Source organism: Streptacidiphilus sp. PAMC 29251 (assembly GCF_054208735.2).
The window spans coordinates 6,437,447-6,456,174 of sequence record NZ_CM135725.2 but is presented as its reverse complement, the minus strand read 5'-3'; the positions used below and the strand labels follow the sequence as shown (position 1 = coordinate 6,456,174).

At 72.6% G+C, this 18,728-nt stretch carries 15 protein-coding genes, 1 tRNA gene and 1 pseudogene; 4 read left to right on the top strand and 13 right to left on the bottom strand.

All coding sequences use genetic code 11. From position 1 onward, the window contains the following. Positions 1–52: 52 nt before the first annotated feature. The 3 genes and pseudogenes from ACXKR8_RS30845 to ACXKR8_RS30835 form a co-directional block, all read right to left on the bottom strand. On the bottom strand, positions 53–964 hold the full coding sequence (locus ACXKR8_RS30845) for a hypothetical protein (protein WP_458267838.1): 912 nt from the start codon (positions 962–964) through the stop codon (positions 53–55). A gap of 109 nt (positions 965–1,073) precedes the next feature. After that, positions 1,074–3,282: pseudogene (locus tag ACXKR8_RS30840) on the bottom strand (SUKH-4 family immunity protein). A 173-nt stretch (positions 3,283–3,455) separates the two neighbouring features. Next, the gene (locus ACXKR8_RS30835) at positions 3,456–4,451 is read right to left on the bottom strand and encodes an HNH endonuclease (protein WP_458267836.1); all 996 of its coding nucleotides are present in this window, start codon (positions 4,449–4,451) and stop codon (positions 3,456–3,458) included. Positions 4,452–4,718: 267 nt separating this feature from the next. Here ACXKR8_RS30835 and ACXKR8_RS30830 point away from each other — a divergent pair, with 267 nt between their 5' ends. Together ACXKR8_RS30830 and ACXKR8_RS30825 are read left to right on the top strand one after the other, a co-directional pair. Then, the gene (locus ACXKR8_RS30830; RefSeq protein WP_458267835.1) at positions 4,719–5,213 is read left to right on the top strand and encodes a YwqJ-related putative deaminase; all 495 of its coding nucleotides are present in this window, start codon (positions 4,719–4,721) and stop codon (positions 5,211–5,213) included. Positions 5,214–5,218: 5 nt separating this feature from the next. Beyond that, positions 5,219–5,713: an SUKH-3 domain-containing protein gene (locus tag ACXKR8_RS30825; protein ID WP_458275123.1), complete on the top strand. Its 495-nt coding sequence runs from the start codon at positions 5,219–5,221 to the stop codon at positions 5,711–5,713. A gap of 39 nt (positions 5,714–5,752) precedes the next feature. Here ACXKR8_RS30825 and ACXKR8_RS30820 read toward each other — a convergent pair whose 3' ends face one another. From ACXKR8_RS30820 to ACXKR8_RS30810, 3 genes are all read right to left on the bottom strand, one after another. Further along, positions 5,753–6,124 (bottom strand): GntR family transcriptional regulator, encoded by a 372-nt coding sequence (locus ACXKR8_RS30820; protein WP_458267834.1) that lies wholly within the window; start codon positions 6,122–6,124, stop codon positions 5,753–5,755. After that, positions 6,118–7,071, bottom strand: coding sequence for a hypothetical protein (locus tag ACXKR8_RS30815; protein ID WP_458267833.1), 954 nt, complete (start codon positions 7,069–7,071; stop codon positions 6,118–6,120). Before ACXKR8_RS30815 ends, ACXKR8_RS30820 begins: the two co-directional genes overlap by 7 nt. 84 nt (positions 7,072–7,155) lie before the next feature. Further along, positions 7,156–8,457: a sensor histidine kinase gene (locus tag ACXKR8_RS30810; RefSeq protein ID WP_458275122.1), complete on the bottom strand. Its 1,302-nt coding sequence runs from the start codon at positions 8,455–8,457 to the stop codon at positions 7,156–7,158. 126 nt (positions 8,458–8,583) lie between these two features. On the opposite strand from ACXKR8_RS30810, the gene ppc reads away from it, so the two are divergent. Next, on the top strand, positions 8,584–11,415 hold the full coding sequence (gene ppc / locus ACXKR8_RS30805; RefSeq protein WP_458267832.1) for a phosphoenolpyruvate carboxylase: 2,832 nt from the start codon (positions 8,584–8,586) through the stop codon (positions 11,413–11,415). A gap of 86 nt (positions 11,416–11,501) precedes the next feature. Here the strand turns inward: ppc and ACXKR8_RS30800 are convergent, their stop codons facing one another. The 7 genes from ACXKR8_RS30800 to ACXKR8_RS30770 form a co-directional block, all read right to left on the bottom strand. Beyond that, on the bottom strand, positions 11,502–12,140 hold the full coding sequence (locus tag ACXKR8_RS30800; protein WP_458267831.1) for a sortase-dependent protein: 639 nt from the start codon (positions 12,138–12,140) through the stop codon (positions 11,502–11,504). Between the two features lie 316 nt (positions 12,141–12,456). Next, complete coding sequence (gene pth, locus ACXKR8_RS30795; protein WP_458267830.1) at positions 12,457–13,053, bottom strand: aminoacyl-tRNA hydrolase; 597 nt, start codon at positions 13,051–13,053, stop codon at positions 12,457–12,459. A 78-nt stretch (positions 13,054–13,131) separates the two neighbouring features. After that, positions 13,132–13,716, bottom strand: a complete 585-nt coding sequence (locus tag ACXKR8_RS30790; protein ID WP_458267829.1) for a 50S ribosomal protein L25/general stress protein Ctc — start codon at positions 13,714–13,716, stop codon at positions 13,132–13,134. Positions 13,717–13,973: 257 nt separating this feature from the next. Further along, positions 13,974–14,951, bottom strand: a complete 978-nt coding sequence (locus ACXKR8_RS30785; RefSeq protein ID WP_380516239.1) for a ribose-phosphate diphosphokinase — start codon at positions 14,949–14,951, stop codon at positions 13,974–13,976. 206 nt (positions 14,952–15,157) lie between these two features. Beyond that, positions 15,158–16,609, bottom strand: a complete 1,452-nt coding sequence (glmU, locus tag ACXKR8_RS30780; protein WP_458267828.1) for a bifunctional UDP-N-acetylglucosamine diphosphorylase/glucosamine-1-phosphate N-acetyltransferase GlmU — start codon at positions 16,607–16,609, stop codon at positions 15,158–15,160. Positions 16,610–16,728: 119 nt separating this feature from the next. Then, positions 16,729–16,801, bottom strand: a tRNA-Gln gene (locus ACXKR8_RS30775). Between the two features lie 45 nt (positions 16,802–16,846). Then, a complete protein-coding gene (locus ACXKR8_RS30770) occupies positions 16,847–17,536 on the bottom strand; it encodes a hypothetical protein (protein ID WP_458267827.1) in 690 nt (229 codons plus the stop codon). Positions 17,537–17,743: 207 nt separating this feature from the next. Here ACXKR8_RS30770 and ACXKR8_RS30765 point away from each other — a divergent pair, with 207 nt between their 5' ends. Beyond that, positions 17,744–18,724, top strand: a complete 981-nt coding sequence (locus ACXKR8_RS30765; protein ID WP_458267826.1) for an acyl-CoA desaturase — start codon at positions 17,744–17,746, stop codon at positions 18,722–18,724. Positions 18,725–18,728: the final 4 nt, after the last annotated feature.

The following is an 18,728-nucleotide window of genomic DNA, read 5'->3' as shown; positions in this document are numbered from 1 at the left end:
GGTCCCGACCCGGTCACTGCCGCGACCTGAACCACTCCAGTCCTGAAGCGCCTCAGGTTTCGCCGCGGTCCGAGTCGGCCGGGTCGGCGGCACCGGTCAGGGTGACCAGGGTGGTCCTGATGTGGTCCAGGTGGGCCTTGAGCTCCTCCTGCTGCTCGGCGTAGGCCAGCCGCTCCCGCTCCACCCCGGCGGCGATCCGTTCGGCCTCCCGCCGGGCCGCCCCGAGCAGGCGCTCGGCCGTGGTGGCCGCCTCGGCCTCGGTGCCCGCGGCGGTGGCCTTCATCGCCTTGAGGTGCCGCTCGGCCTCGCTCTGCCGGCGCTCGGCCCTGGCCGTCAGCGCGGCCTCGGCCGCGGCGTGCTCGGCGTCCGCGGCGGCCTGGGCCTGGTCGGCGGTGTGCTGCAGCGCGGCCAGCCGGAGCCGGACCGACTCGGCGGCCTCCTCGGCGCGGGCCCGCAGCTCCGCGGCGTACCCGGCGGCGTCCTCGCGGGCGGCCCGGGCCTCCCGGTCGGCCTCGCCGCGCTCGGCCTCGGCCGTGGCGCGGGCCCGGTCGAGGTCGCGGCGGAAGGAGTCGTCGGCGGCGCCGCGCAGCCGGGCGGCGTAGTTCTCGCCGTCCTCCAGCTGCCTCCTGGCGTCGGCGCGGGCCTCGGTGTCCAGCGCCTCGGTCCAGGCCTCGGTCTCGGTCCTGAGCTGGACCGACTCCTCCTGGGCCAGCACCAGCAGCCGGGCGGCGCGCTCGCTCAGCTCGGCGTAGGTGGGCGGGGCGGCCTCGGCCGCGGCCTGCTCCGCCGCGGCGGCGTCGATCAGCTTCTGCTCCAGCGCGCGCATCCGGTTGCCGAGCCCGGACAGCCGCTCCCAGGCCGCGTCGCGCTCGGCGGTGAACCGGATCAGCGCCTGGTCGACCTGCGCGGAGTCGTAGCCGCGCCGGGTCACGGTGAAGCCGTGCGGAGAGACGGCGTCGCTCATCGGCTGGTCCTCTCATCCGATCGGGTGGGATCGCATCAGCAAACGGTCACTAATTGACCCATTTTGCACAGATCCACTACCCGATCGGACAATCCGACACCCGCCAGGGCTACAGCAGTCCGTCCCACAACTGTTCGAGCAGCACCGCCCACCAGGTCTCCGGGGACTGCAGCGCGGCCGGGTCGAGCGCGGCCAGCTGGGCCTGGAAGTCGGTGGTCCAGTGGCCCGCCTGCTCCGGGGTCAGCCCGTACCGGAACCGCCACATCCGGCCCAGCAGGGCCATGCAGCGCAGGAACTCCGGCAGTCCGCTGTTGACGAAGCGCGGCTGCTGGGCCTCCGGGCCCGGCGGCTGGGTCGGCGTGCCCAGGTCGACCGCGACGATCGCCGCCGTCCCGTACTGGACGCAGAGCTGGCGCCCGTAGTCGTTGCCGAGCACCAGGTAGGTGCCGGCGTCCGGCTGCGGCGCGATGCCGCGCTCGGTGGCCAGCTCGGCCAGGGTCGGCAGCGGACGGCCCGGCTGGGCCTGGGCCCAGAAGAACGGACCGAACTCGACCGGCAGCCCGGCCCAGGTCAGCGACCCGGACACGGCCTCGGGGACGCCCTGCCTGGACACCGCCTGCGGCTCGTACCGGAACAGGTTCTGGTCGCCGAAGGCCTGCTGCAGCTCCTCGGCCAGCGCCTGCGGCGGCACCGCGGGGGCGGCCGGGACCGACCCGGGCGCCGGCAGCGGCACCCGGAACGGGCGCTGCGGGGCCGGGCCCGCGGCATGGGTGTGCAGCTCGCCGTGGTGCTCGAACAGGTGCTGGACGCCGCGCTGACGCGCCGCCCGGTCCCGCCCGTACGGGGCGATGCTGCTGACCCGGACGTTCGGCCAGGCCTCCTTGACCATCCGCTGGCAGTAGCCGCCGGGCAGGTCGCAGCTCTCCAGTTCGGTGTGCAGTTCGAGCACCTGCTCGGGCGGCACGTTCAGCCGGCGCACCTCCTGCAGGATCTGCCACTCCGGGTGCGGCAGGCCGAGGGTGGAGCGCTGGATCAGCTGCTGCTCGGAGCCGTCAGGACCGCGGTAGCGGAGCACGGCCATGTAGCCGGGGCCGACCGTGGGCGTGCCGGGGCTGCCGGGCTGCGACGGCGGCTGCGGCGCCTGCGGGGGCGGGGGCGGCGGGGCAGCGGCGGGGCCTCGGCCGAGGCCGAGGTTCAGCGCGGGGGCGAGCTGGGTCGCCACATAGCTGTCGTCGCCGGCCGCGCCGGACGCACCCGGTCCGCCGGGCGGCGGGGGCGGCAGCGGGGAGCCTCCGCGGAGCCCGGCCGGGGGCGGGGGCGGCGGCATCCCCGGGACGCCGGGGCGGCACCGGGCTGCGCGGCGGGCCCAGGCGCGGGGGCGCCTGAGGCGCCGACCAGCCCCGGCGGCGGGGGCGGCGGCAGGCCGGGGCTCCTGGGCGGTCCGGTCGGCGGCGGCAGCGGTGTGCCGGGGAGGCCCGGCGGAGGCGGCGGGGGCCTCCGGCCGGAGCACCGGGCGGCGGCGGGGGCGCGCTCGCGCCACCCACCAGGCTCGACGGGGGCGGGGGCGGGGGGCCCCCGACCGGACCGGACGGCGGGGGCGGCGGCCCCGGCACCACCGGCGGCGGCCCTCCGGGCCGGGACAGCATGGTCGGCGCGTAGTCCAGCGAGTCCCCGGCCGGAGCGGGCGCCGGGGCGCCCTGGGCGAAGCCGTAGGGCGGAGGCGGAGGCGGCCCGCCGGCCGGCGAACCGGGGCGCTGCTGGGACGGGCCTCCGGCCCAGTCCGGAGGCGGCGGCGGGGTGCCCTGGCCCGACCCGCGGGGCTGCGGCGGGGTGCCGGGTCCCGCGCCGTAGGGCGGCGGGGGCGGGGGCGTGCCGGGGGCAGCCTGTCCCGCGCCGTAGGAGCTGCCCGGTTGGGCGGCGGGCCGTTGGCGGCCGGGGCCGGCCCAGTCGGGCGGGGGCGAGAGCATGGTCGGCACCTCGCCCGGCGGCCCCTCGGGCACCGGCGGGGCCACCAGCAGCGACGGCGGCGTCTCCGGCCCCGCGACCGGCCGCGCGCCGGCACCGGAACCAGCGCCGGCGGCCGCACCCGCACCGACCAGGCCGAGGCCGGCCGAGTCCGGCCGCCCCTCCTCCAGCCACTGCGGCGGGCTGAGCAGGAACGAGGTCGCCTCGGCCAGGTCGCGGCCGGCCCCGGCCGGAGTGCTGGTCGGGGTGGCGCCGGCCGGCCGGCCGTAGGCCTCCTCGTAGCGGCGGACCACGTCGTTGATCGGCAGGGCCGGCCACAGCGTGGTCACCCCGCTGTCGCGGGCGATCACCATCCGCACCGCACCGCCGTCCGAGGAGGGGCCGTCCGCGCGGTCCACCGCCCAGGCCACGAAGCCCAGGTCGAACTCCCGCACCCGCACCTCGCGGCGCTGGTAGGAGGAGACCCCCTCGTTGATCCACTCCTCGGCGCGCTGCTGCGCCTCCGCGTATGTCACCACGGCCCCGCTCACCCCTCCACCGGGACGGCACGGGCGAAGCCGCCGTCCACCATCAGCTCGGCCACTGTCTGCAGTTCGGGCGGGCTGCCCGCGAGCCGCAGCAGGAACGCGTCGAAGTCCTCGCCGCAGGGCAGCAGCAGCTGCTCGCAGCGCTGCTTCGGCGGCACCGCGGCCTCGCCGGTGTCCCGCGCGTCGTCGTAGGGCAGGAACCAGACCGTGCCGGTCGCCGCGCCCTTGGTCTTCAGCACGATCAGCCCGCCCTGGGCGTAGCCGACGGCCAGGTAGTCCTTGGTCAGATGGTCGCGCAGGCACTTGTTGACGTAGACCAGGTCGTCCAGGGTGCGTTCCTCACGCAGCGTCAGGAACGGCTGGTCGACCAGGACGCCCAGCTCGGTGTCCAGCGCCACGCCCTTGGGCGCGCGTCCGCCGGCCGCCTTCAGGAAGGTCCGGTAGGCGCCCGGCAGTCCGTAGCCGAGCCCCTCCTCGGCCGCCTGCACCCGCTGCTCGTCGGTCCCCGCGTCGTCCGGGGCGTCGCCGCCCTCGCCGAGCGCGAAGTGCACCGGACGGCGCTCCTGCAGCGGCCGGGTGCCGCGCTTGCCGTGGTCCGCGCCGGACGCGGCGAGCCCGGCGTGGTGCCGCAGCAGCGCCTTCACCTCCACCGGGACCAGTTCCATCCGCCGGCTGCCGGGACGCGCCCCGCCGACCGCGTGGTGCCAGGTCCAGCCCCTGGGGGTGGACACGGGGCTGTCGACGTCCGCCCACAGCTCGTGCCCGGCGGCGTAGAGCGCGGCGTTCGCCGACACGTAGTCGGTGAGCCGCAGCTCGTCCACGCCGAAGCCGTCCGGCGGGTCGGCGACCTCGGCCGCGGCACGGACGTAGGGGCCGAAGTCAGGGTGTCCCTGTCCGTCGATCCGCACCCCGGCGGGGTACTTCTCGGATCGCAGCGGATCAGGGAAGTGCACGACCTGCCCGGCATAGGCGGCGTTGGGCCGACCTGTCGTCATGAAGATTGCCCCCTGCTGGAACTGATTGCCGGGCCCCAGCCTAGGGGCTGGCCGCGCCGAGCGGATCTCCACCGTCCGCACTGCTCGCCGCTGATTCGAACATGTGGAGTTACAGTGCCTCAATGACCCCCCGACTTCCCCCGACCTGTGGGCATTTGGCAGGCTGAGGACTGCAGCAGCGGCGGGCCATGGCCCGCCAACGGGGGCTGCCGCGCGGCAAGTGTCCCTTTTCCGCCGTGCGCGAGAACAGGGAAGGAACGACCGTACGTGGACCACATCACCGATGACCGCCGCCCGGCGATCATCGCCACCGCCGCGCCGCTGCTGCGGGAGCGACGCGACAGCCTGATGCCGATCGTGGCCGCGGCGCTGTCGCTGCGCGGCGGCGAGACCCACACCTGCGCCGGGGAGAAGAGCGACCGCGCGCCGGAACTGCACCCGCTGGTCTCCGCGTTCCTGGACGGACTGCCCTCGGCGGAGCGCGAGCGCTTCATCGGGCGCTGTCCCGAGGCGGTGCTGCTGTCCCAGTACTTCAGCACCGCCGAGAGCGAGCGCGGCAAGCGGGCCGCCCGCCGGACCTTCACCGAGGGCGACGCCCGGAAGTCGCTGCGCGGGGCCCGGTTGACGACGGTTCGGATACGCGAGGAGGGCGATCCGGCGCACGGCACCCACCAGCCGCCCTGCCGCTCCTGCGGACCGCTGCTGGCGCACTTCGGGGTCCAGATCGTGGCGCTGGCGCCGTCCCCGGCGAAGGGGACGTGAGCGCGATGGCTCCGGAGACCAGATTTCCCGCGGAGGTGGCCTCGGTGCTGGCCGAGGCCGGGTGGTTCCCCGGCCGCAGGATGCTGCCGCAGGCCGAGCGCTGGGCCGACGCCCTGGCCGGGTACACCTCGCCCGAGGGGCACCGGCACGCGCTGTTCCCGGCGGCGGTCGAGGCCTGGGCCGAGTTCGGCGGCCTCGCGGTCGCCCTGGAGGGCGCGGGGCGCGCACAGGCCCGTACCGCCTTCGTGCTCGACCCGATGGCCGGGCTGTACCAGCCGCGGACCCTGGCCGACCTGGGCCGCTGCCTGGAGGTGCCGCTGGCCCCGCTGGGCGTGGAGCGGGACGGGCAGGCCCTGCTCGCCATCGACTCGCTGGGCCGGGTGCACAGCCTGGACCACGCCGGCGAGTGGTTCCTCGGCGCGACCATGGGCCAGGCCCTGAGCACGCTGATCCTGGGCACCGCGCCGGAACGGCTGCGCTTCGTCGCCGACACCATGTGACCGGGCCCGCGCGGGCCGGACGACCGCGAAGGCGCTGGATCAGGCCTCGCCGTAGGCGCTCCGCAGCGCCGCCTCGGCCACCGCACGGGCCTCCGCCAGCGGGATGCCGAGGCCGTGCACCCGCGCCGCGTACCCCGCCGCGGCCTGCGCGGCGGCGCTGCGGGAGGCGTCGCCGGAGGAGGCGACCACGGTGCCGAGCCGGCCCCGGGTCTCGACCACCCCGGCGGCCTCCAGCTCCCGGTAGGCCTTGGCCACGGTGTTCACCGCCAGGCCCAGCTGCTCGGCCAGCCCGCGCACGGTCGGCAGCTTCGTCCCGACCGGGGCCGCCCCGGACCGCGCCAGCTCGGCGATCTGCGCCCTGACCTGCTCGTACGGCGGGACGGACGATTCGGGGTCGAGGGCGATCAGCACGGTGCGGTCTCCGTCGTCGGGGGCTCGGCAGCCGGTGGTTGCCGCCTACCGCCACGGTAGTGCCGGCGGACCGCGGGCAGGCTCTGCGCCATGGTGAAGAACACCAGCGCGAGGCCCAGCGGCATCCACAGGTCCACGAAGTCCCGCGCCGCCGTGTGACTGTGCACGGCCGTCTCGGCGAAGGCCGGCTGCAGCAGCGCGCAGGCGGCCAGATAGACCAGCGTCGGCACCAGGGTGACCAGGCCCAGCGCGGTACGGACCCGGAAGGCGTCGTCGAAGGCGCGCCCCTGCGGGGAGCCGGCCGACTGCCGGCCGTTCAGGACGACCAGCTGCCGGTTCTCGACGCCCCGCTGCGCCAGCAGCCCGCACAGCAGCAGCGCCCCGAAGGCGTAGGGGCTGGCCCCCTGCCCGTAGCCCTGCCGGCGCATGTGCCAGAGCAGGGCGGCCGCCAGCACCGGCACCGCCGCGGTGATGCCGCGGGCGGTCCACACCAGCCAGGCCGGAACCACGTCGCGCAGACCGATGTGAACCTCCCGCAAGCCGCTCAGGCTGTCCGCACGCCGCTGCCGGGAGATCTCCCGCAGCTGGGCCAGCGAGACCGTCAGGCTCGTGGCCGTCAACAGGAGCAGCACGACCAACGGACCGTGCGCGGGTCCGTCGTTCTGCGAGTTCCCGAACTCCAGGGCGGCCCGCCAGCCCATGAAACCGGCGGCCGGGGTCTCCAGCAGGGCTGCCAGCAGAAACCCGGTCAGCGCCACCCGCCGCAGCCGCAGCGCCAGTGGGTCCACCAGCTCCGGCGGCAGCGCGAGGTCGACGTCCTTGGCCCAGCGGACCGCCCGCAGCCGCCTGAGCCTGGGGGTGTCCCGGAGCGTGCTCAGCGCCCCCGCCCCCAGCCCGGCCAGCACCACCCCGGCCACGATCAATCCGACAACCAGCGCACCGCTCATGACGCCAACCCCCCGAGTACCGAACCGAGCGCATCATCGCACCGGAATGCCGACCAGCCGGAGCCGCCCCCACCGGCCCGGTCACTACCCCGGAGCCACCCCCACCGTCATCCTGGCCTCGACCCGGAACCCGCCGGCGGCGGTCGCCCCCGCGGTGAAACTCCCGCCCAGCGCGGTGACCCGCTCGCGCATGCCGACCAGGCCGTTCCCGCCGCTGGGCAGCTCCCGCCGGGCCTCGCCACCGCTGTTCGGGCAGCTGTTGGAGACCGCCAGCGCCACCCCGCCGGGCACGTACGCGACCACGACCTCGGCCTCGGCCCCGGCCGCGTGCTTCAGCACATTGGTCAGCGCCTCCTGCACCACCCGGTAGGCGGTCCGCTCGGTCTCCGCGGTCAGCGACCGCCGCGCGCCGCCGACCGTCAGCCGGACCCGCAGCCCGGCCGCCCGCGACTCGTCCACCAGCCGCGGCACGTCCGCCAGCCCAGGGCCGTCCGAGGAGGGGACGGCCAGCACCGCGGCCGCGACCTCGCCGCTGACCGCGTCGGTCTCCACCGTGCGCAGCACCCCGAGGATCTGCCGCAGCTCGTCCAGTGCCTGCCGGCCGATGTCGCCCATCATCTTGGCGCTCTCCGCCGCCCGTCCGGCGTCCTTGTGCACCACCCGCTCCAGCGCGCCGGCGTGCACCACCATCAGGCTGACCCGGTGCGCCACCACGTCGTGCATCTCCCGGGCGATCCTGGTCCGCTCCTCCATCCGCGCCCGGCGGGCCCGCTCCGAAGCCTGCTCGGCGAGCAGCGCCAGCTCGGTCTCCAGGCCCTCGGCGCGCTCGGACAGCGTCTCCCAGAGCCGCCGCCTGGCCCCGATGTAGAGGCCCAGCATGGTCGGCGCGACGGTGATCCCCACCGCCACCAGCACCGACATGATCATCAGCGCGTACATCGGGACGCCGTTGCGCAGCGCGTCCGCCTGCTGGGTGCCGATGGTGAGCGCGGACACCACCGTGGTCTCCACGATCGCCCAGGCGCACAGCAGCGACATCGGACGCCGGTCGGCGAACCGCCGGGCCATCCCCTCCGGCCGGTACGCGCCGAGCGTGTAGAGGCCGACCATCAGCAGCAGGTACCCCGCCTGCAGCGGGATCGTCGCCAGCGCCGCCGCCACCGGCACCAGCGGCCAGCGGCGCCGGACCAGCAGCGTCGAGCCGGCCAGCAGCCCGAACAGCCCGAGCAGCAGCACCCCGGGCAGGCCCACCCCCTGCTTGCTCGCGAACGACATCGAACTCACCATGCACTCCGCCGCAGCGAGAGCCGTCACCCCCAGGTCGAACCACATGCTTCGTCGCCGCGCCCAGACCCCCGTCCGGAACCCTGTCCACAGCAGGGCCATCGGCCCCGCTGTGTCTTCCGCGCCCACCCCGGGCGTCGCCACGCTCATGGGGTCAGCCTATGTCGCCGGTCCAGCCCCGGTGTCCGGCATTCGACCGCAGCCGTTGTCGGCGGCACCCGCACACCTATGCTGGTCGCGTCGGACAGCGCCGTCCGGGAGCCCCCCGCCCACCCACCTGCAACAGGGAGCACCAGCGTGAGCGACGCACGCGAGGCCACCACCCCGGCCACCACCCCGGCCGAGCCGGACAACACCGCCCTGCGGGCCGACATCCGCCGCCTCGGCGAGCTGCTCGGCGAGACCCTGGTCAGGCAGGAGGGCCAGGAGCTGCTCGACCTGGTGGAAGAGGTCCGCGCCCTCACCCGCAGCGACGGCGAGGCCGCCGCCGCGCTGCTGGAGGAGACCGACCTGGAGACCGCCGCCAAGCTGGTCCGCGCCTTCTCCACCTACTTCCACCTCGCCAACGTCACCGAGCAGGTGCACCGCGGCCGGGAGCTGGGCGTGCACCGCGCCCAGGAGGGCTCGCTGCTCGCCCGCACCGCGGACAAGCTCGCGGGCGCCGACCAGCAGCAGGTCAGCGACGCGCTCGCGCACCTCGCGGTGCGCCCGGTGTTCACCGCGCACCCCACCGAGGCCGCCCGCCGCAGCGTCCTCACCAAGCTGCGCCGGATCGCCGAGCTGCTGGAGCAGACCGACACCCCGACCCGGCCCAGCGGACGGCGTCAGGCCGACCGCAGGCTGGCCGAGGTGATCGACCTGCTCTGGCAGACCGACGAGCTGCGGATCGCCCGTCCCGAGCCCGCCGACGAGGCCCGCAACGCCGTCTACTACCTGGACGAGCTCTACAAGCGCGCCGTCCCCGACGTGCTGGAGGAGCTGAACGAGGAGCTGGCCCGGGTCGGCATCAGCATCCCCGAGGGCGTCCGCCCGCTCAGCTTCGGCACCTGGATCGGCGGCGACCGGGACGGCAACCCCAACGTCACCCCCGCGGTCACCCTGGACGTGCTGCTGCTCCAGCACGAGTACGGCATCAAGGACGCGCTGGACGTCGTCAACGAGCTGCGGGACCAGCTCTCCTCCTCGGTCCGGCTCTCCGGCGCCACCGAGGAACTGCTCGGCTCGCTGGAGGCCGACCTGGCCGCGCTGCCCGAGATCAGCCCCCGCTACAAGCGGATGAACGCCGAGGAGCCGTACCGGCTCAAGGCCACCTGCATCCGGCAGAAGCTGGTCAACACCCGCGAGCGGCTGGCCCACAGCACCCCGCACGTCGAGGGCCGCGACTACCTCGGCACCGCGCCGCTGCTGGCCGACCTCCAGGTGATCCAGGACTCGCTGCGGGCCCACCGCGGCGAGCTGATCGCCAACGGCCGGCTCTCCCGCGCCATCCGCACCGTCTCCGCGTTCGGCCTGCAGCTGGCCACCATGGACGTCCGCGAGCACGCCGACGCCCACCACCACGCCCTCGGCCAGCTGTTCGACCGGCTCGGCGAGGAGGCCTGGCGCTACACCGACATGCCGCGCGAGTACCGGCAGCGGCTGCTCGCCAAGGAGCTCAAGTCCCGCCGCCCGCTGGCCCCCACGCCCGCCCCGCTGGACGCCGCCGGGGCCAAGACCCTGGGCGTGTTCGAGACCGTGCGGGACAGCTTCGAGCGCTTCGGCGACGAGATCGTGGAGAGTTACATCATCTCCATGTGCCAGGGCGCCGACGACGTCTTCGCCGCCGCCGTGCTGGCCCGCGAGGCCGGTCTGATCGACCTGCACGCGGGCATCGCCAAGGTCGGCATCGTCCCGCTGCTGGAGACCACCGACGAGCTGCGCGCGGCCGACACCATCCTCGACGAGATGCTGCGCGACCCCTCCTACCGGCTGCTGGTCTCGCTGCGCGGGGACATCCAGGAGGTCATGCTCGGCTACTCCGACTCCTCCAAGTTCGGCGGCATCACCACCTCGCAGTGGGAGATCCACCGGGCCCAGCGCCGGCTCCGCGACGTGGCCCACCGCTACGGCATCCGGCTGCGGCTGTTCCACGGCCGCGGCGGCACCGTCGGCCGCGGCGGCGGCCCCTCGCACGAGGCGATCCTGGCCCAGCCGTACGGGACGCTGGAGGGCGAGATCAAGGTCACCGAGCAGGGCGAGGTGATCTCCGACAAGTACCTGATCCCGGCCCTGGCACGGGAGAACCTCGAGCTCACGGTCTCCGCCACGCTGGAGGCCAGCGCCCTGCACACCGCACCGCGGCAGTCCGAGGAGGCGCTGGCCCGCTGGGACGCCACCATGGACACCGTCTCCGACGGCGCCCACACCGCCTACCGCCGCCTGGTCGAGGACCCGGACCTGCCGTCCTACTTCTTCGCCGCCACCCCGGTCGACCAGCTCGCCTCGCTGCACCTCGGCTCCCGCCCCAGCCGCCGCCCCGACAGCGGCGCGGGCCTGGACGGGCTGCGGGCCATCCCCTGGGTGTTCGGCTGGACCCAGTCCCGGCAGATCGTCCCCGGCTGGTACGGCGTCGGCTCAGGCCTCGCCGCGGCGCGGGACGCCGGGCTCGGCGACATCCTCGACGAGATGCAGAACGAGTGGCACTTCTTCCGCAACTTCCTGTCCAACGTCGCGATGACGCTGGCCAAGACCGACCTGCGGATCGCCCGCCACTACGTGGACCAACTCGTCCCCGCCCACCTCAAGCACGTGTTCGACCTGATCGAGGCCGAACACGCGCTCACCCTCAAGGAGGTGCTGCGGATCACCGGTGAGAACGAACTGCTCGACCACACCCCGGTGCTCAAGCAGACCTTCACCATCCGCGACGCCTACCTGGACCCGATCTCCTACCTCCAGGTCGCCCTGCTGCGCCGTCAGCGGGAGGACGTGGCCAACGGGTTGCCGGAGGACCCGCTGCGCTCGCGCGCGCTGCTGCTCACCGTCAACGGCATCGCAGCCGGCCTGCGCAACACCGGCTGACCCGTCAGGTCGTCGCCGCACAGCAGTCGAGGCCCGCTCCGAACTTCCGGAGCGGGCCTCGGCCTTTGTACTGGTTACCGCTGCTGTCAGCTGTGCGTGCCCGAGGAGCGGCGACGCAGCGCGAACACCGCACCGGCGCCGACGATCACGAACGCGCCGGCCAGGCCGGCGATCAGCCCGGAGTCACTGCCGCCACCGGTGGTCGCGAGGACCGGCCCGGTCGGCGAGGGCGACGCGGTCGCGTCGACCGTGCTGCTGGTGGTGGGGGTGGGCGCGGGGGTGGTCGCCGGCGGCGTGGTCGGCGGCTTGGTCGTTGGAGGCGCCGTGGTGGGGGGCGTCTTGGTCGGCGGCGTCGTCGGCTTCGAGCAGTCGCCCGAGCCGGCGGGGAACGCCAAGGTGGTGTTGAGCTGGCCGTCGACGACGATGTGCACGTCGTAGGAGGTCACCTCACTCCACGTGATGCCCGTGAAGGTCGCCGTGTCCGAGCGGTCGCCACCACCGGAGATGCCGATCGGCTTCACCGAGGGAACGTCGACGCCGTTCTTCTGCAGCGTCAGCACTGCGTAGCTTGAGTCCTTGTCGTGGACCTTCACCGTGGCGGTGTAGTCCGACGTGTTGCACGAAACGGTGGCGGTGAAGTCAGTGATGTTGCACGCGAACGCGTTGCCTGCGACGCCGAGCGAGAGCGCGGCTGCGGCGGAGGCGACGCCGATGGTGCGCACCATCGTGCTGGTGCGACGGGATATGGACACTTCTTCCCCTAACTGGACAAAACCAGAGCGGTTGGAGCCACAGGGGATGACCAGCACGACCCGCAGGGAACATCGCGGATCTCGGAGCCGGGAAGAGCGGCAAATGACATGCACGCCTCCCCCATGAGCATCACACATCGTCATTTCACCAGCCCGGCTTGTCAATTCACTTCAAACCCGGCAATGCATCCCATTCCCAGCGGTTTCGCTCGAACAAATCACCCATCAACGACCAAACGCCCCGAAAGGCCGAACGGTAACAATCCGATAGATGAGATCAACATCCGGCTCAGGAGTTGTACGCCGACTGCGCCCGCTCCAGCCCGTCCGAGATGAGCGACTCCACCGCGTCCGCCGCGCGGTCCACGAACCAGTCCAGCTCCTTCCGCTCCGCCGAGGAGAAGTCCTTCAGCACGAAGTCGGCGACCTCCATCCGCCCCGGCGGACGCCCCACCCCCGCCCGGATCCGGTAGTAGTCCGGGCCCAGCGACTTCGTCAGCGACTTCAGCCCGTTGTGCCCGTTGTCGCCGCCGCCCAGCTTCAGCCGCAGCGTGGCGTAGTCGATGTCCAGTTCGTCGTGCACCACCACGATCCGGTCCACCGGCGTCTTGTAGAAGTCCCGCAGCGCCGTCACCGGCCCGCCGGAGACGTTCATGTACGAGGTCGGCTTCGCCAGCACCACCCGCTGCCCCGACAGCCGGCCCTCGACCACCTGGTTGCGGCTCTTGTGCAGCTTGAACTTCGCGCCGACCCGGGAGCCCAGCAGGTCCACCACCATCGCACCGACGTTGTGGCGGTTCCCCGCGTACTCCGGGCCCGGGTTGCCCAGGCCGACCACGAGCCAGGGGCCGGTGTACTCGTCACTCACCTGCTGGATCCTCTCCATGGATATGGATACGCCGCTGCCCCGGTTCCTGTTCGAACAGGAACCGGGGCAGCGGACCGGACGAAACTACCGGGGGGCTCAGGCCTCCGCGGGGGCCTCGGCGTCGTCGGCGACGGCCTCGACGTGGGCGGTGACGACGTGCAGCACGGGGGTCTCCGGGTCCACGGCCAGGGTGGCGCCCTGGGGCAGGGTGATGTCCTTGGCCAGCACGGAGTCACCGGCGGTCAGGCCCTCGACGGAGATGGTGACCGACTCGGGGAGGTGGGTCGCCTCGGCCTCCAGCGGGAGGGTGTTGAGCAGGTGCTCCAGCAGGTTGCCACCGGGGGCCAGGTCGCCCTCGACGTTGATCTGGATCTCGACGGTGACCTTCTCGCCGCGCTTCACCAGCAGCAGGTCGATGTGCTTCACGTTGCGCTTGATCGCGTCACGCTGCACGGCCTTCGGCAGCACGAACTCGTCCTTGCCGTCGATCGGCAGGGTGAACAGCGCGTTGGGGGTCTTCAGCGCCAGCATCAGGGCGTGGCCCGGAAGGTTGATGTGGACCGGGGTCGTGCCGTGGCCGTAGACCACCGCGGGGACCAGGCCCTCACGGCGGGCGCGGCGGGCGGCACCCTTGCCGAACTCGTTGCGGGGCTGGGCTTCAAGGCGGATCTCGGCGGCCATGACGGCACTCCTCGGTACACGGGGGGCGGGCGCCGTCCGGCGCAGCTCTCCGAGCAGAAGGATCTCCGCAAAAGAAAAAGCCACCGGCAGAACCTCACCCGAAGAATCAGGGATGAGTCGCCCGGCGGCATCTCGCACGACCAGCCAGCTATGGCGGAGCAGCGCGTCGATCACGGAGTGGGGACTCCCTCGCCGGGCAATTCCAGCAGTCTAGCCGAAGCCCGGCGAGGGACCCAAAACGATCACCCGTAGCGGGGCTAGTGCGCGCCCTCGAACAGGCTGGTGACCGAGCCGTCGTCGAAGACCTCGCGGATCGCCCGGGCGATCAGCGGGGCGATCGACAGCGTGGTCACCTTGTCCATCTGCAGCTCACCCGGCGTCGGCAGGGTGTTGGTGAACACGAACTCGCTGGCCCGCGAGTTCTTCAGCCGGTCCGCGGCCGGGCCGGACAGCACACCGTGCGTCGCCGCCACGATCACGTCCGCCGCACCCTGTTCGAACAGCGCGTCGGCGGCGGCGCAGATGGTGCCACCGGTGTCGATCATGTCGTCGACCAGGACGCAGACCCGGCCCCTGACGTCACCGACCACGTCGGCCGACAGCACCTTGTTGGCGACATTGGGGTCGCGGCGCTTGTGGATGATCGCCAGCGGGGCGCCGAGCCGGTCCGACCACTGGTCCGCGACCCGGACCCGGCCCGCGTCCGGGGAGACGATGGTCAGCCGGTCGCGGTCGACCTTGCCGCCCACGTAGTCCGCCAGCAGCGGCAGCGCGAAGAGGTGGTCCACCGGGCCGTCGAAGAAGCCCTGGATCTGCGCGGTGTGCAGGTCCACCGACATCAGCCGGTGCGCGCCGGCCTGCTTCAGCAGGTCGGCGACCAGCCGGGCCGAGATCGGCTCCCGGCCGAGGTGCTTCTTGTCCTGCCGCGCATAGCCGTAGAACGGCATGATCACAGTGATGCTCTTGACCGAGGCCCGTTTCAGGGCGTCGATCATGATCAACTGCTCCATGATCCACTGGTTGATCGGCGCGGTGTGGCTCTGCAGCACGAACGCGTCCGCGCCGCGCACCGACTCCTCGTAACGCACGTAGATCTCACCGTTGGCGAAATCCAGGGCTTTCGTGGGAACCAGGTCCACACCCAGCTGCTCTGCCACCTCCCGGGCCAACTCGGGGTGGGCGCGGCCGGAGAAGAGCATCAAGTTCTTCTCACCGGACGTTTTGATCCCGGTCACTGCACCGTCTCCTCATTGCGTCATGGACGCGCGCTTCGCCGGCCGCATGCCGCGGCGTGGCTGCTGGGGGTTTGGCTGGAGCGCCGACAAGGACATGCGTCCGCGGCGCCTGGATGACACCCAGGTTACGCGCCGGGAACAGCTCCCGTCGCCTCCGGGTCAGCAGACGAGACCCCTGCGAGACCCTTGTCGAACCCCTGTGCGCCCTACTCCTCGCCCCGCGCCCGTGCCTCGACCGCCGCTGTCGCCGCCGCCGTGCCCGGGCGCTTGCGCTCCACCCAGCCCTCGACATTGCGCTGCTGCGGGCGGGTGACACCGAGGGCGCCGGCCGGAACGTCCTTGTAGATCACGGACCCTGCGGCCGTGTAGGCCCCGTCCCCGACCGTCACCGGAGCGACGAACATATTGTCGGAACCGGTGCGACAGTGGCTGCCGATCGTGGTCCGGTGCTTGTTCACCCCGTCGTAGTTGACAAAGACCGAGGCCGCGCCGATGTTGCTGCCCTCGCCGATTGTGGCGTCCCCCACATAGCTGAGGTGCGGCACCTTGCTGCCCTCGCCGATGACCGCGTTCTTGGTCTCGACATAGGTCCCGATCTTGCCCTTGGCGCCCAGCACCGTGCCCGGACGCAGGTACGCGTACGGGCCGACGGTCGCCTCCGGGCCGACCACCGCGCTGGTGGCTGTGGTGTTGCTCACATGGGCCCCGGCACCCACCTCGGTATCCCGCAGCGTGCAGTTCGGACCCACCTCGGCGCCCTCGCCGATCGAGGTCGCACCCTGGAGCTGGGTGTTCGGCAGGATCAGCGCGTCCTGCTGGTACGTCACCTGGACGTCCAGCCAGGTCGAGGCCGGGTCCACCACGGTCACCCCGGCCCGCATCGCGTTCTCCACCAACCGGTCGTTCATGATCCGCCGGGCCTGGGCCAGCTGGACCCGGTCGTTGATCCCCAGGATGTCCCGGAAGTCCCCGGCGACCAGCGCGCCCACCCGGTGGCCCTCCTCACGGAGGATGCCGAGCACGTCGGTGAGGTACTCCTCACCCTGGCTGTTGTCGGTACGGACCTCGGCCAGCGCCTCGCCGAGCAGCTTGCCGTCGAAGGCGAACACCCCGGAGTTGATCTCGGCGATCCGGAGCTGCGCCTCGGTGGCGTCCTTGTGCTCCACGATCCGCCGCACCTCGTGGCTCGGCCCGCGGAGGATCCGGCCGTAGCCGGTCGCGTCCGGGACCTCGGCGGTCAGCACGGTCGCGGCGTTGCCGTCGGCGGCGTGCGCCTCGACCAGGCGGCGCAGGGTGGCTCCGGTGAGCAGGGGGGTGTCGCCGGTGCTGACCACGACGGTGCCGTCCAGGGACACCCCGTCCGCGGCGAGCGCCTCCAGCGCGACCCGGACCGCGTGGCCGGTGCCGTTCTGCTGCTCCTGCACGACGGTCCTGGCCTCCGGGTCCACCTCGGCGAGGTGGGCGGCGACCTTCTCCCGCATGTGGCCGATGACGACCACCAGGTGCTCGGGGTGGAGTTCGCGGGCGGCGGCGGCGGCGTGGCCGACGAGGGTGCGGCCGCAGATCGGGTGCAGCACCTTCGGCAGCACCGCCGACTTCATGCGGGTACCCCCGCCAGCGGCGAGAACAACGACGGCGGCCGGCGGTTTGAAGCTCACAGCGGGAGGCTCCTCGGCGTCACAGGAAATGAGGGAACGCCGGGCCACCAAGGGTTCCGCACAGGCGTACCCGGACTGTTCGAGGATAGCCGGGTAACAAAAACGATCAGAACGCGAAGCTCCGCTGCTAGGACTCGAACCTAGACCGAACATCTCCAAAGGATGCCGTGCTGCCAATTACACTACAGCGGATCATTTGTCAAGAGGAATCTTCCGCCCCCTTGGCACCACCACAGCCTACGGGTTTCGGCGCTTCGCCTCCACTACCAATCCCGACCACCAGCCCTCGATTCGGCGATAGAGGTCGGCGCCGTCCAGCACCTTGACGATCAGGCAGCCCTTGTAGTCGGCTCCCGTGTTGTGGCGGGTCGTCCTCGGATTGTGCTGCTTCAGGTTCACCCGCTGCAGCGCCTCGACCGGCAGACCGATCAGTTCGGCCCAGGTCCGCTGCGCCGCGTCGACGTCCGCCGATTCATGGATCGACACCCGGAAGCGCAACCTCGACCGCTCCACGGCCAGCAGGTCGAGCCAGGCAAGGTAGACAGCGATCAGCCCGGCGTCACTGTTGATCAGGGTCACGCTCTCCCGGCGGGCGTACTCCTTGTCCTTCGTCCCCTCGGACCAGTAGATCCCGACGCCGAGGACGAAGAGTTCGCGGTCCGAGAGCTCGCCGATCTCGGACGCCGCAGCCTGCTTGGCGGCCCTGCGTTCCCCGTCACGCCGCTCGCGCAGCGGACCCCAGCAGATCCGCTGCATATGGTCCCGTCGCTCCTGGGGCGACTGCCGTCGCGGCGGATGCGGCAGGTCCCGTACCCACAGCGAGACGGAACTCTTCGAGACGCCCAACGCCTCCCGGATCTCGTCGTACGTCTTCCCCTCGGTGCGGAGCACCCGCGCTGCCGCACGGAGGTCTTCCTTTGCGTCCATGGGGTCAACCCTGGTCGTGCCGCGTGGGCGAACGCCGGGAAACCGGTGAGGACCATACGTTCGAGGGAATGCGACCATGCTCGACGCGCCCGTCGAGGTTGGGGCTGTGCAGAGCGGGGCATTCAACCTACGATGCCGTAGGTTACGGAACCGTAGGAACGGTGCTCCGTTTCCGCATCCCCTCACCCCACCTTCCGAGGTAGCCGCATGAGCATTGAGCCCACTGAGCAGACTGCCGCCTCCGCCGCCGCGACAGCCGTGCTGCCCCGGCCGGAGGCGACACCGTTGGCCACCCGCGGGGGCGAACGGCAGGGGGCGGCCGAACGGTTCGCGCTGGGGGCGTTCATCGGGGTCCCGTTCCTCGCAGTCCTCGCCGCGGTCCCGTTCGCCTGGGGCTGGGGCATCGGCTGGCACGACGTGGTGATCATGACGGTGATGTACTTCACCGCCTGCCACGGCATCACCGTCGGCTTCCACCGCTTCTTCACCCACGGCTCCTTCAAGGCCACCCGGCCGCTGAAGATCGCCCTCGCCGTGGCCGGCAGCCTGGCCATCGAGGGCCCGATCGTGCGCTGGGTGGCGGACCACCGCAAGCACCACAAGTTCTCCGACAAGGACGGCGACCCGCACTCCCCCTGGCGCTACGGCGAGTCCGTCCCGGCCCTGCTCAAGGGCCTGTGGTGGGCCCACATGGGCTGGCTGTTCGACGAGGAGCAGACCCCGCAGCAGACCTACGCCCCCGACCTGCTCAAGGACCGCGACATCTCCTGGATCTCGCGCCAGTTCGCCTTCTTCACGCTGACCTCGGTGCTGCTCCCGCCGCTGGTCGGCGGACTGTGGTCGTGGTCCTGGCAGGGTGCGCTGACGGCGTTCTTCTGGGGTTCGCTGGTCCGGGTCGCACTGCTGCACCACGTCACCTGGTCGATCAACTCGATCTGCCACGCGGTGGGCAAGCACCCGTTCAAGTCGCGGGACCGCTCCGGCAACGTGGCCTGGCTGGCGATCCTGTCCTGCGGCGAGTCCTGGCACAACCTGCACCACGCGGAGCCGACCTCGGCGCGGCACGGTGTGCTGCGCGGACAGGTGGACTCCTCCGCGCGGCTGATCCGCTGGTTCGAGCTGGCCGGGTGGGCGAAGGACGTCCGCTGGCCCAGCCCGGAGCGGATCGCCGCCCGGCGCGCGGCATGATGGT